Origin of the sequence: Snodgrassella communis (assembly GCF_914768045.1) — a bacterium.
GTDB lineage: Bacteria > Pseudomonadota > Gammaproteobacteria > Burkholderiales > Neisseriaceae > Snodgrassella > Snodgrassella communis.
Window position 1 is genome coordinate 190,785 of the sequence record NZ_CAJZCD010000001.1, and the last position, 12,395, is coordinate 203,179.

Annotated in this window: 14 protein-coding genes; 5 read left to right on the plus strand and 9 right to left on the minus strand. The window is 43.7% G+C overall.

Going from position 1 to position 12,395, the window contains the following annotated elements; all coding sequences use genetic code 11:
* Positions 1–334 precede the first annotated feature (334 nt).
* From modA to MJ761_RS00820, 4 genes are all read left to right on the plus strand, one after another.
* A complete protein-coding gene (modA, locus tag MJ761_RS00805; RefSeq protein WP_218060191.1) occupies positions 335–1,102 on the plus strand; it encodes a molybdate ABC transporter substrate-binding protein in 768 nt (255 codons plus the stop codon).
* Positions 1,103–1,165: 63 nt separating this feature from the next.
* A complete protein-coding gene (gene modB, locus MJ761_RS00810) occupies positions 1,166–1,846 on the plus strand; it encodes a molybdate ABC transporter permease subunit (RefSeq protein WP_093091121.1) in 681 nt (226 codons plus the stop codon).
* A gap of 81 nt (positions 1,847–1,927) precedes the next feature.
* Positions 1,928–2,614: an ATP-binding cassette domain-containing protein gene (locus tag MJ761_RS00815; RefSeq protein WP_093091123.1), complete on the plus strand. Its 687-nt coding sequence runs from the start codon at positions 1,928–1,930 to the stop codon at positions 2,612–2,614.
* Positions 2,607–3,401 (plus strand): TOBE domain-containing protein, encoded by a 795-nt coding sequence (locus tag MJ761_RS00820; RefSeq protein ID WP_176715040.1) that lies wholly within the window; start codon positions 2,607–2,609, stop codon positions 3,399–3,401. Before MJ761_RS00815 ends, MJ761_RS00820 begins: the two co-directional genes overlap by 8 nt.
* A gap of 426 nt (positions 3,402–3,827) precedes the next feature.
* Here the strand turns inward: MJ761_RS00820 and MJ761_RS00825 are convergent, their stop codons facing one another.
* The 5 genes from MJ761_RS00825 to MJ761_RS00845 all read right to left on the minus strand — a co-directional run bounded on the left by MJ761_RS00825 (position 3,828) and on the right by MJ761_RS00845 (position 8,479).
* Positions 3,828–4,349 carry a TPM domain-containing protein gene (locus tag MJ761_RS00825; RefSeq protein ID WP_239392829.1) on the minus strand — a complete coding sequence of 174 codons (522 nt, stop codon included), beginning with the start codon at positions 4,347–4,349 and terminating at the stop codon, positions 3,828–3,830.
* A 338-nt stretch (positions 4,350–4,687) separates the two neighbouring features.
* Positions 4,688–5,593, minus strand: coding sequence for a DnaJ domain-containing protein (locus MJ761_RS10840; RefSeq protein ID WP_093091127.1), 906 nt, complete (start codon positions 5,591–5,593; stop codon positions 4,688–4,690).
* Between the two features lie 95 nt (positions 5,594–5,688).
* Positions 5,689–6,561, minus strand: a complete 873-nt coding sequence (locus MJ761_RS00835; RefSeq protein WP_093091129.1) for a TPM domain-containing protein — start codon at positions 6,559–6,561, stop codon at positions 5,689–5,691.
* A 521-nt stretch (positions 6,562–7,082) separates the two neighbouring features.
* Positions 7,083–7,484 carry a DUF6911 family protein gene (locus MJ761_RS00840; RefSeq protein WP_093091131.1) on the minus strand — a complete coding sequence of 134 codons (402 nt, stop codon included), beginning with the start codon at positions 7,482–7,484 and terminating at the stop codon, positions 7,083–7,085.
* A 404-nt stretch (positions 7,485–7,888) separates the two neighbouring features.
* Entirely contained in the window at positions 7,889–8,479 is a 591-nt protein-coding gene (locus MJ761_RS00845; RefSeq protein ID WP_093091135.1) for a LemA family protein, read from the minus strand.
* A 144-nt stretch (positions 8,480–8,623) separates the two neighbouring features.
* Between MJ761_RS00845 and MJ761_RS00850 the strand changes: the two genes are divergently transcribed.
* The gene (locus MJ761_RS00850; RefSeq protein WP_037406160.1) at positions 8,624–8,845 is read left to right on the plus strand and encodes an HP1242/YdcH family protein; all 222 of its coding nucleotides are present in this window, start codon (positions 8,624–8,626) and stop codon (positions 8,843–8,845) included.
* A 266-nt stretch (positions 8,846–9,111) separates the two neighbouring features.
* Here the strand turns inward: MJ761_RS00850 and MJ761_RS00855 are convergent, their stop codons facing one another.
* The 4 genes from MJ761_RS00855 to MJ761_RS00870 form a co-directional block, all read right to left on the minus strand.
* A complete protein-coding gene (locus MJ761_RS00855) occupies positions 9,112–9,573 on the minus strand; it encodes an acyl-CoA thioesterase (protein WP_239392830.1) in 462 nt (153 codons plus the stop codon).
* Between the two features lie 8 nt (positions 9,574–9,581).
* Complete coding sequence (gene pyrC / locus MJ761_RS00860) at positions 9,582–10,616, minus strand: dihydroorotase (protein ID WP_093091340.1); 1,035 nt, start codon at positions 10,614–10,616, stop codon at positions 9,582–9,584.
* 146 nt (positions 10,617–10,762) lie between these two features.
* Positions 10,763–11,002, minus strand: coding sequence for a sulfurtransferase TusA family protein (locus tag MJ761_RS00865; RefSeq protein WP_037406159.1), 240 nt, complete (start codon positions 11,000–11,002; stop codon positions 10,763–10,765).
* Between the two features lie 148 nt (positions 11,003–11,150).
* On the minus strand, positions 11,151–12,371 hold the full coding sequence (locus tag MJ761_RS00870; protein ID WP_093091137.1) for an RtcB family protein: 1,221 nt from the start codon (positions 12,369–12,371) through the stop codon (positions 11,151–11,153).
* Positions 12,372–12,395 lie beyond the last annotated feature (24 nt).

Genomic DNA, 12,395 nt, shown 5'->3' on the forward strand with positions numbered 1-12,395 from the left:
ACAATTTTATCTCTAATTTTAATATTTATAAATAAATATAGTTTCATTTAAAACCCTGATTTATCTAATACATACAATTTTTTTAATTAAATAATATGCTTAACCTGCTGGTGAAATTTATATTAGTCATTCAACAAATTATTTCATCTGCAAATAAATATTTGCATATATTCTGATTTATAAATATTTTTATTCACAATCACATATTAGGCTCAGATACAGGCCTCATTGCCTTTCGTTATATAGCAAGGTATATTTCGAAACAATTTTCTTTTATAATCAGCTCAGCTTAACCTCACCAAAGATAACAATACATTTTAACCAAGGACAAAACATGAGTCATATGTATACCCGTTTGAATGCCATTATCACCACAATAGGTCTATGCGTTATCAGCAATTCTTCTTTTGCCGCCAGCATCTCTGTGTCTGCTGCAACCAGTCTTTATAATGCATTCCAAGACATCGCCAAGGCATACATGCGGCAATATCCGGAAGACCAAGTTAAGCTCAATTTTGGTGCATCCGGAGCCCTGCTACAGCAGATGCAAAATGGTGCGCCGGTAGACGTATTTGCGTCGGCAGACCAGCAGACCATGGATCAGGCACAAGCCAGAAATCTGGTGCAGGCAAAAGACCGAATTAATTTTGTGAATAATACGCTGGTGCTGATTACACCCAAGAAAGGTGGCGTAACTGTACGTAGTCTGAAAGATCTGCAACAAAATGGTATTAAGCATATTGCACTGGGGAATCCTGCTTACACACCAGCGGGTCGCTATGCACAGGCAGCAATGGAGCAGGCGCATCTATGGAATAAGGTTCAGCCTAAAATCGTTAATGTGAATAATGTACGGCAAGCACTGGATTATGTGGCCAACCAATCTGCGGAAGCTGGTTTTGTTTTTGGTACGGATGCCGCTATTATGCCGGATAAGGTAAGTGTAGCCATTACCATTCCCACCCGTAAACCCGTCAGCTATCCTATCGCCAAAACCGTAGCCAGTAAGGAACCAGCGGCGGCATATCGTTTCATTGGCTTTATCCGCTCAGCAAAAGGTCAGCAGATACTTAAGAATTACGGTTTTCAGAGCGCCAGCTGAACATAATTTCTACTGGTAGTTATTACCATTGATTGCCTGAATTTTTCATTTTAAGGAGAAGCAATGGCTGCGGCGTGGATTGCCCTTGCCTTATCGCTAAAAATTGCCCTGTGGGCAACAGCTATCAATCTTGTTCTCGGTATTGGCACTGGCTATATACTCGCACGCAAGGCTGTATGGGGGCGGGAACTGATTGATACTGTCCTCACCCTGCCAATGGTGATGCCGCCAACGGTACTGGGTTATTATCTGCTGGTACTGATTGGTAAAAATGGTTTTATTGGCCAATGGCTACAGCATTATCTAAACATTAATCTGATTTTTACTTGGCAAGGTGCTGTAATAGCAGCCACAGTGGTATCGTTTCCGCTGGTATTTAAACCAGCGCGCGCTGCATTTGAGAGTCTGGATCCACAACTGGAACAGGCCGCCCGTGTTTTGGGTATCAGTAATGCCGGTGTTTTCCTGCGCATCACCCTGCCTCTGGCATGGCGCGGTATTCTGGCCGGTGTATTACTGGCGTTTGCCCGCAGTATGGGCGAATTCGGTGCTACGCTGATGGTGGCTGGCAGCATTCCCGGGCAAACACAAACACTTTCAATTGCCGTATATGAAGCAGTACAGGCCGGTGATGACTTTCTGGCCAATACACTGGTACTGATCATTTCTGTGGTATGTATTCTGATATTACTGTTTACCAGCAAACTTTTATCCGGCAAAGTACCCATGCACAATCTTAAATAACCCAATGCCAGTACCGGAATATAACGATACTGCTTTTGCATTGCCTTGTTTGTGCTTGTTTTTAATTCAGCCAGTGGTTTTATGTTAGATTTTAATTTCCAAAAAAACCTCCAGCGTACTGATGGCAGCCAGTTTACACTGGATATTCGCCTGTGCACTCAGGCTCCACGTACGGTAATTATGGGCGCATCTGGTAGTGGTAAAAGCCTGATGTTGAAAGCCATTGCAGGCTTGTTAACTCCAACACAGGGTCATATTATTGTTAACGGAGTACCGCTGTTTCAGGCACCAGACCTCAATCTCAGCCCGCAGCAACGCAAACTGGCCTATGTTTTTCAGGATTATGCTCTTTTTCCACATTTGAATGTGCGCCAGAACATTGCCTGTGGTATTCAGCATGGTTTATTTAATCCGCGTAAATCCAGCCGTGATCCAGAAGTCGAACACTGGCTGACAGCTATGCAGCTTAATGCTGTAGCCGAACAATATCCGGCACACCTGTCTGGTGGCCAGCGCCAGCGCGTGGCACTTGCTCGGGCACTAATTGCAAGACCAAGTGCTATTCTGCTGGATGAGCCATTTTCCGCACTCGATACTCAGCTACGCGCACAAATGCGTACAGAACTGGCCAATTGGCAATACCAGCTAAATTTACCTATGCTACTGATTACGCATGACCCTGAAGATGCTGCTGCTTTTGACGCTCAAATCTGGCACATGGATAATGGACATTTATATTCAGCTCCCCATAGCAGCCATTATGAATGAATTCAATCTCGATACCGAACTGATTCCTACCATTAACGGCCAGCGAATTGGTAACAGCAAAAGGATCGCCCTACTCGAAAATATTCAGCGTTTTGGTTCGATTACTCAGGCAGCCAAAGCTGTACCCATGAGCTATAAAGCAGCATGGGATGCCATAGACGCGCTGAATAATCTCGCACCGCAACCTTTAGTATTACGCCAGACTGGCGGCCAGGGCGGTGGCAACAGCGTTTTAACCGCCTTTGGTGAAGCTTTTTTAAATTATTACCATACCATGCAGCAACGCCACCAGCAGTTACTCCGGCAACTGCAAAGCAATGCCGACTATAACCACTATGGTTTATGGCAGAAAATGAATCTGGATTTAAGTGCCGATAATCAGCTGGCCGGAATTGTAAGCCGCATCGTTGAGGGGACAGTAAATAATGAAGTTCATCTGCGCTTAAGCAGTGGGCAGGAACTGGTAGCAATGCTTACCCGTCACAGCTGTGAACAGATGGAACTAGCTGTTGACATCGACGCACTTGCCCTGATTCAGGCATCAGCCATTATGCTTGCCCGTCCTGAAGCCAATTTACTTATATCTGCACGCAATCAGCTTAACGGAAAAATACGCCATATCGATACCGGCGCAGTTAATAGTGTTATTACTGTAGACTTAGGTGCAGCGCTTAGCCTGACTGCTAGCGTTACCCGCAACAGCGTAGAAAATATGCAGTTGGATAGCGACGATGAAATTATACTGTTAATCAAAGCATCAAGTATCATTCTCGGGCGTCTGCGCTAAGCTAGCATATATTGGCATTTGTCATCCCATACACTTATACAAGCGAACAGCAGCCTGCCCTGCCTTACTCCACAGCCTCATACACTGAAGCCAGAATAACCCTACTAATCAGTATCAAATTATTCTGGCTTATACTAATGCACAATAGCTAAGCTATTTACGGCCAGTGCATATTTTCTCTTTGTTTAAGTCTGTCATTTACGCCGCAGGCAGATTGTAAACCCTATATATATGTATTTTAATAATATTTAGCAAAATTTATTCAAAAAAACTATTTATATCATTTCATCACAATATATTGATAATTAAGATCAATATGTATATTGATCATTTCCATTCTGCTGTTTAATCACAAGACTGAAAATATTATTTTATATCTTACCCAGACCTGAATCAGAAAATACCAGACATATAATACCTTCAGCATTATTTCAAAATCACCTCATCTTCCAGTTCATTGACTCCCGCATGTATACGTGGAAAATGCTGCGCCAGTAATTCTGTCAGTTCATCCAGTCCACCACTTAAACCAGCCATATAATTCTGCTGCTGAAATGCTTGTATGATGTGATTGCATATCTGTTGCCACAGCGTCATGTCAACACAGGCATTAATACCCCGGTCTGCAATGATTTCCACCGCGCGGTCAGCAAACAGCACATAAACCAGAATGCCACTCTTTTCCGCCGTATCCCACACCCCCAGTTGCCCGAACCAGTACTGAGCACGCTGGCGTGCCGTTACATGATGGCAAAGACAGGCTGTATTAAGACTGGATTCGATCACAAACCGCAGTTGCCCGGTATGGCGCTGTTCCGAGCGCGCAATCTGCTCAGTAAGCTGTTGCCGCGCCAGTATCGGAAAATACATACTTACCCGCTGGCGTGGATGTGTCCAGTGGCGCCAGAGCCGTGGCCACAACCTCATACTCAGTTTATTTGTACTCATACAGCCCATTCTTTCCTGTATATTGATTCAATTTGGTAGCACTACTGATTAATTTAAGAGTGTATGGAGTTTGATTTTATAAATCAACACTATAAAAATTATACTCATATTTAAACAGATACGGTTTTTTCCAATCAACAAGACTGATTCCACTGTTTTGTCTGTGACTGCTTTGAATATTTTTAGTACTGAGCAGATTAATGAAAAGAGTGAATTTTATGCAAAAGGTATAGGTATTTATCAGATTTACCTGTCTGAAAAGGAATAATCCTTTAAAAATCCTTATAAACTATCTATGGCATATTAAACTTAGCACCAATCAAGTAGCTCCCAAGCAGCTAAACAAATCCACGCAACTTTTTTATACAGGCATATGCAGCCTGTATACGCTGAGTATGCTCGGTTGCTTGCTGTGTTTCAGCAGCCGATAATTTCTGTTTGACCAGCTTGTCCGGATGATATTTATTCATCAGACGGCGGTATGCCTGTTTGATTTCCTGCACACTGGCATTTGCCGAGATACCCAGTACCTGATAAGCATCCTCATATGATTCTTCAACTGGTGGCGACTGTGTGTTACTCTGCCATTGTTGACGGTATTGCTGCTGTTGTTGACGCTGCTGTTGTTGGCGTTGCTGCTGTTTCCATTGCTCATTTGTCTGCCAGTAATGGTGGTGGTATTCATTATTCTGCCTATGTACTGTCTGGCTGGCAAAAATCAGCATTTGCGCATAGGGAATATGGAATTCATCCGCCATAATTTTCAAAATGTGCCGCTCATTGTTATGCAGCCGGCCATCTATCAGCGCAAATTCGAGTATATGTTTGCAAAACAGCATCAAAACGTGCTTATCATGACTGTAGGCACCATACAGCCGGCTAAGCCGTGCTCTGAGCGGATAATTTTGCATTTGTCCGGTATTGAAAGCATAGCGTGTCAGCACTTCCGTTTCTGCATCCAGCTTCAATGCTTTAGTCATTGCATAAACACGCGACCGGTCTGCCTCTGAAACATGCCCCTTAGCAGCGCAAACTTGCCCTGCCACCTCAAACAGCACCGCAATATACAGATTTCTGTCTGTAGCAATAGACGCTTCAGCACCATCATTAACAATGTGCACTGCATAAAGATAAAACAGAATCAGTATTATCAGCACAATATCAAGCAACATGCCGCTAACACCAAAACGCTTGGGTAAATACCACAGCACCAGAAAACAAATACCAAATCCGATTTTAGACATGTATGCCTACCAGAAAAGAAATCACATAATCCATGCAACAAAATAAATAACTATACTTTGTACCTCATACTGCTTTGTTTCAACATGCCCGAAAATTACCAGCGACCAGAAGCACCACCGCCACCATAGCCACCGCCTCCGCCACTAAAGCCGCCACCAGATCCTCCCCCGCCAAAAAAGTCATCGTCTCTGTTGCTATTGTAGCCACCGATCAACACATTACCGGCAAAAATAAAGGTCACGATAAATGACAAAATAGCAATAATTATCGCCACAAACAGATTCCAGCCAATGTACCAGCCTAGCGTTAACACCAGAAAAGCTACAATTGCACTGCCCAGCGTATTGCCAAATATATTCTTTAAAAATGCACCTGCTATAAATATTAGAAACATCGCTTCTACTAACATAGCGGTAAAACTGTTTGTTTGCTGCTGATCTGGTTGCTGTGCTGCTGGTAGATTTTCACCTTTAATCAGTTTTTCCAGCATATCTACTGCCTGTCGCACACCACCATCTGCATTATTTGCACGCAATTGTGGCTGCAACACATTATCCAATATTCTTTTAGCATAAATATCAGGAATGGCACCCTCCAGCCCACGTCCTGGAGCCAGAAATATTTTGTGCTCATCACGCACCAGTAATAGCAACACTCCATCATCCACTCCCTTACGCCCGGGTTTCCAGACATTCATCACTCGAGTGGCGTAATCAAATGGCGTTTCCGGTGCAATAGTAGGTACAGTTAATACCACAATCTGGCTGCCGTGCTCGCGACTGAATGCCCGCAATTGCTTGTTTAAATCATCACGGGTGTCTGGCTGTAACATATTAGCCGTATCCATTACCGGAGCAGTCAAAGCCGGAACTGGTACCAGATTTTCAGCAGCTGGTGCCAGCAAGGCAAAGCAACAACCCAGAAGCAATAACAATAAATTGCGGGCTGATAAACGGATTATATTCATGATTTTCACCTTGTTGCTGTACGTACCGAGTTCATACCGGCTAGACAGCTCCTAGCTGTAACAAATAACTGTGCCATATTGTGGCCACTAAAACAGCAATAGCACAAGATAAACAGAAAATCAGCAAACCGTACTGAATATTCAAATTTTCTGCTTACATTCATGCATGGCCGGTTTATACTCAGGTAACTAATATATCTTAAATATCAGAACAATTTTGCCATAAAAACAGAATAGTGGTATTTGCAACAAAATAATGAAAAATACAAAATTTAATTCAATTTTAAACAGCTTTATTGGATAAAAACCATTTAGCAATACAATAATATAGGCACAAATACTAATTATGATCTAGACATTAATACTGCCGCCATTACTTCTTTTAAGACTAAGCTACAGCATCCCAATTAACCCATCAGGCACGATTTTGATTGTTTAGCATATATCAGTGATGGCATTGGCTGGATAAACCAACAGATACTGACTAAACGGCATTTCTGGTGTACTGGAAAAACTCAATTTTAGCTGAGTAATTCATCACTCACATTGCCAGTGGTTAAAAACTGTGTAAATGCATAGACAACCAGCGCAAAATTGCGGACAGTCGAGCAGGCTGCAAAACATTCCCCCAGCATATAAGTCATTCCCCGGGGTGCCTCAGGGTTACTAGGTGCCGCAGGATTGTAAAATGTTCTGACTTCATAATCTTCTTCAGTTTCTTCACCCAGTAATACCATATAAGTCTGAATATCAGTTTCATGATTATCTGAATACAAAGTTATTTGCATACCAGGTGAAGTTGGTTTACTTTTCGACTGCTTCCACAGACTCAGAAAGCCATTATTGGTTCTCAAAACTTCAAGGTACTGTTGCATCTGCTCCACAGTAGGGTTTTCAATTCGGGGGAGATAAACTTTATCCATTTGTCTGAAAAAATCCAACCAACCTTTTCGTTTCCTGTCGAAATAAAATCCATCCAATTTATATATATACATTGTTTTTCACTTTTATTTATTTTAAAAATATGTGGATTAATATTTAAACAACTGGCTGTTATCAAACCGGCAGGCATCATTATAAATACCTCACCATATGCATAGCCAGAAAATTAATGACACCATGTTCAGACAGCTAACAGCGCAACTGAATTATATTCAGCAACAACCAAAATTTTGCCTGAATATGCAAGATTGGATGCTATCGAGCTGGTACAAGTCTGCTTTACTGCACCCGAAAAGCCGGTTTTGTAATGATTTGACAGAGAAACAGCCAGTTTATACAAACTGGCTGTTTAGGATTGAAATGAACAATCAGGCAGGCAACTAAACTAGAATTCTACATGCGGAGCCTGCTTCACAGCGGCCTCATTTTCCGGTACAAAATTTGGTCGTACATGCATACCAAAAATTTTGGCGGTGAGATTATTCGGGAAAGAGCGCAATGTAGTGTTATAAACCTGCACCGTCTGAATATAACGGTTACGCGCCAGCGCAATGCGGTTTTCCGTACCTTCCAGCTGCGCCTGTAAATCGCGGAAACTTTGGTCGGCTTTCAAATCAGGATAATTTTCACTTACTACCAGCAAACGGCTCAATGCACTGCTCAGATTACCCTGAGCTTGCGAGAACTGCTGCATTTTTGCCGGATCAGCTGCATCGCTGCCAGTCATATTCAGACTGCCAACACGTGAACGAGCATTCGTAACATCAGTTAGAACCTGCTGTTCATGCTTGGCATAGCCCTTCACCGTATTCACCAGATTGGGCACCAGATCAGCACGACGCTGGTACTGATTCAGAACTTCCGACCAGGCCGCATTAGCGGCTTCATCCTGCGATTGCATAGTATTATAGCCGCAGCCACTGAGGCTCAAGGCCAAAATAAATACACTTAGCCAGCCCATCAACCGTTTATACATTGTAAACTCCCATATGTATTATTGTTACATTTTAACATGTTATCGTGACTTTTTACGCCATAATTAGCGCAATCTTATATACCTTAAGCTATAATTAATGCAAAATAATAAAAATCATTTTAACCAAACTGTAAAGGATTTTATATGTTCCCAGAATATCGCGAGCTGATTAGTAAATTGAAGGCGGAAAATAATCATTTTGCCAACCTATTTGAAGAACACAACCGGCTGGATGATAAAATTACCGGTCTGACCAATAATCCTGTTACCAGTGGTCTGGATAATCTAGATGAGCTAAAACGGGAGAAGTTGCGTCTGAAAGACGAAATTTATGCCATGCTACGGGAAGCAGATGGCAAAGCCTGATGTGTAAAACCCTGCCTAAAGCAGGGTTTTTACTGGCTTGAAATATATCAATCAGGTTCAAGTTCAGCGTTACAATTGGTAGCAGATTCATGAGTAGGTCTTAACACAAGCATCTACTGCGATGCTTAATGCCAAACCATTGCCATCCAAAACTTAAGTTGCTGCGTTAGCAACAATTTTTCAGGGTAAATATATCTTTCCTTAATGCCCTAATTAGACATAATCTCTATTTCTGTAACTGATCACTCCACAGATACTCATGCCTTTTATTTTCCGCTTACTTCACTTTGCAACAAAGCAGCAAAACGCTGCTGTATAACAGCCGGAAAAGAAATAGCCCTATTACTGTCCACATCAAAAGCCACAAATACAACCTGTGCCTGAACCACTGTCTGGCCTGTATTTTTCAGTGTGATAGTCTGACTAACTTCCACTTTACGCGCCTGAACTTTACTAAAAGCCGTAGTAATCAGCAAATCATCACCAAAACCAGCACTGCGCCGGTAACTGATATCAATATTAATCACCGCCATACCACAGCCAGCAGTAGTCAATAACGGCGTTAAACCAGCTTCATCAAAATAGTGCCAACGTGCCTCTTCCAGAAATTCAAGATAACGCGCATTGTTAACATGTCGGTATACATCCAGATGAAAGCCGCGCACCCGAATTTCAGTCTGATGTCCCGGTAGCGGCAACTGAATCATTTTTGTATGTAAATCCTGCATCGTCTGAATTATTCCACTACTGTCCAGCCAATGGTTCCATTTGCACGCAGCGGAATCAGGCGCTCCTGACCATATGGAAAGTGTGGCGGGACAGTTTGAGTACATTTAACCAGTGTGATTGTATCCGTATTCGGATCCAGACCATAAAAACGTGGGCCGTTTTCAGCGGCGAAAGCCTGTAATTTATCCAGTGCTGCGACCTCTTCGAATGCCTCAGCATACAACTCAATAGCCGCAAAAGCACTAAAGATGCCCGCACAGCCACAAGTACATTCTTTACTGGCCTGTGCATGAGGAGCACTATCCGTGCCCAGAAAAAATTTATGTGCCTGTGCACCACAGACAGCCTGTAATAATGCCTGTCGATGGGTTTCACGCTTCAATACCGGCAGGCAATAATGATGTGGTTGTATTCCGCCCGCCAGCAAGGCATTGCGGTTATAAAGTAAGTGTTGTGGTGTTACCGTGGCTGCCACATTATCACCCGCTTCAGCTACCAGCTGTGCTGCTTCTGCGGTGGTAATATGCTCAAGTACCAGCTTCAGGCTGGGCAAACGCTGTAGTAGTGGTTGTAACAGCTCATCAATAAATACAGCCTCACGGTCAAAAATATCGATCTCGCTTTTGGTTACTTCCCCATGAATCAGTAGTGGCAAGCCTACTTCGGCCATGGTTTCCAGTACGGGTAATAAAGCCCATAAATCATTGACACCAGCAGCAGAATTGGTGGTAGCACCAGCCGGATACAGCTTGCACGCAATGATACCGGCGGCTTTGGCTGCGCGGATAAGTGTCGGCGTAGTCTGATTGGTCAGGTATAGGGTCATCAGTGGCTGAAAATGGCTATCAGCCGGCACTGCGGCCAGAATACGCTCACGATAGGCCATAGCTGCCGCCACTGTGGTTACCGGTGGTTTCAGATTAGGCATAATCACAGCGCGCCCCATCTGACGTGCACTGAATGGCACCACCGCTTTTAAAGCTGCACCATCACGTACATGAAGATGCCAGTCATCGGGTCGGGTTATGGTGAGAGTCTGCATCTGCATCCGTTTCATTAACAGGCTGTTACACTGCTCAAAAAGACAATTGATTAATGTACTACTCTGCCGCTGCTCCGGCATCCGGTACTGGCATATCCCCTAAAAAATGCCGAGAATAAGGGTATTAAATCATAGCCAGACTGATTCTAACGGTGTTTTATCCACATGATCATTACACCATCATCCCTATTTTGCTGATGCAACAATTCATGTCCGGTCTGGCGGCAAAAAGCAGCAAAATCATCTGGTGCACTTTTATCCGTTGCCAATACCTGTAATACCTGCCCACCATCCAGTGCCGCCAGCGCTTTTTTGGCACGCAGAATCGGCATCGGGCAATTCAGACCGGTAACATCCAAAATAGCATCACTATGTGGTTCGCTCATAAACAACCCATCACAGATTATTGTAAAACACAATTATACAACGTGCATGCAAGAGACCAAACATTCTCAGCGGTAAACAGCCACAATCACAGCAATATTAATTACAATACAGCACCCACCAGATACATTCTGGCTGCATAACATTACTTCAGCCTTTCACACATACCACCTGCCGTAAGCGATGCACAATTTCTACCAACTCATTCTGTGCCGTCATCACAGCATCAATATCCTTGTAGGCCATCGGAATTTCATCAATCACATTGGCATCCTTGCGGCACTCCACATGAGCAGTAGCCTGAATCTGGTCAGCAATACTGAATCGTTTTTTGGCTTCGGTACGGCTCATCACTCTTCCGGCACCATGCGAGCAGGAGCAGAAACTGTCTGCATTACCTAAACCTTTGACAATATAACTCTGCGCCCCCATTGAACCGGGAATAATGCCCAGTTCCCCTGCACGGGCTGAAACCGCACCCTTACGGGTAATATAAACTTCAGCACCAAAATGCTGCTCTTTCTGCACATAATTATGATGACAGTTTACTGCGGCCAGATGAGTATTAAAGGGTTTGCTGATTACCTGACGCAACGCCATAATCACATTGTGCATCATCGTTTCACGGTTTAAGCGCGCAAATTCCTGTGCCCAGTGTACGGCTGAAACATAATCCTCAAAATGTTCAGTGCCTTCACGCAAATAAGCCAGATTTTCATCAGGCAGATTCTGAATATGCACCTGCATATCCTTTTTCGCCAGTTCAATAAAAAAAGTACCAATGGCATTGCCAATACCGCGTGAACCACTATGCAACATTATCCACACCCGCTCAGCCTCATCCAGACAGATTTCAATAAAATGATTGCCAGTGCCAAGCGTACCCAGATGGTGGTAGTTATTAGTATTGAGAAATCGCGGATATTTGGCGGTGAGCTGTTCAAATCCCGGCAGCAGTTGCTGCCAGTACTGGTCAACCACTGAGGGCGGACTCTGCCAGCTGCCCTGATCGCGACCCCGATGTCTGGGCGACAGCCCGTATGATACCGCTTTTTCGATCTCCCGCCGCAACCCTTGCAGATTATCCGGTAAATCAGCCGCCATCAGTGAAGTCTGCACCGCCATCATGCCACAACCAATATCCACGCCCACGGCGGCCGGAATTATTGCACCAGATGTAGGTATAACACTGCCAATAGTAGAACCTTTCCCCACATGCACATCTGGCATAACCGCGATGTGCTGGAAAATAAACGGTAATTGAGCAGTTTTAATCAGTTGCGCTTTGGCTTTCTCATCTACCGGCACCCCTTGGGTCCACATCTTAATTGGTCTGGCATGTTCCGTTTGCAGTAAATTATATGTCGTCATTTTACCCCCTTGTTACCGCTTTAT

Excerpts from the sequence above, each read along its gene's own strand:
- modA (WP_218060191.1), top strand. The coding sequence starts at position 335 with ATGAGTCATATGTATACCCGTTTGAATGCCATTATCACCACAATAGGT.
- modB (WP_093091121.1), top strand. The coding sequence starts at position 1,166 with ATGGCTGCGGCGTGGATTGCCCTTGCCTTATCGCTAAAAATTGCCCTG.
- MJ761_RS00815 (WP_093091123.1), top strand. The coding sequence starts at position 1,928 with ATGTTAGATTTTAATTTCCAAAAAAACCTCCAGCGTACTGATGGCAGC.
- MJ761_RS00820 (WP_176715040.1), top strand. The coding sequence starts at position 2,607 with ATGAATGAATTCAATCTCGATACCGAACTGATTCCTACCATTAACGGC.
- MJ761_RS00825 (WP_239392829.1), bottom strand. The coding sequence starts at position 4,349 with ATGAGTACAAATAAACTGAGTATGAGGTTGTGGCCACGGCTCTGGCGC.
- MJ761_RS10840 (WP_093091127.1), bottom strand. The coding sequence starts at position 5,593 with ATGTCTAAAATCGGATTTGGTATTTGTTTTCTGGTGCTGTGGTATTTA.
- MJ761_RS00835 (WP_093091129.1), bottom strand. The coding sequence starts at position 6,561 with ATGAATATAATCCGTTTATCAGCCCGCAATTTATTGTTATTGCTTCTG.
- MJ761_RS00840 (WP_093091131.1), bottom strand. The coding sequence starts at position 7,484 with ATGGATAAAGTTTATCTCCCCCGAATTGAAAACCCTACTGTGGAGCAG.
- MJ761_RS00845 (WP_093091135.1), bottom strand. The coding sequence starts at position 8,479 with ATGTATAAACGGTTGATGGGCTGGCTAAGTGTATTTATTTTGGCCTTG.
- MJ761_RS00850 (WP_037406160.1), top strand. The coding sequence starts at position 8,624 with ATGTTCCCAGAATATCGCGAGCTGATTAGTAAATTGAAGGCGGAAAAT.
- MJ761_RS00855 (WP_239392830.1), bottom strand. The coding sequence starts at position 9,573 with ATGCAGGATTTACATACAAAAATGATTCAGTTGCCGCTACCGGGACAT.
- pyrC (WP_093091340.1), bottom strand. The coding sequence starts at position 10,616 with ATGCAGACTCTCACCATAACCCGACCCGATGACTGGCATCTTCATGTA.
- MJ761_RS00865 (WP_037406159.1), bottom strand. The coding sequence starts at position 11,002 with ATGAGCGAACCACATAGTGATGCTATTTTGGATGTTACCGGTCTGAAT.
- MJ761_RS00870 (WP_093091137.1), bottom strand. The coding sequence starts at position 12,371 with ATGACGACATATAATTTACTGCAAACGGAACATGCCAGACCAATTAAG.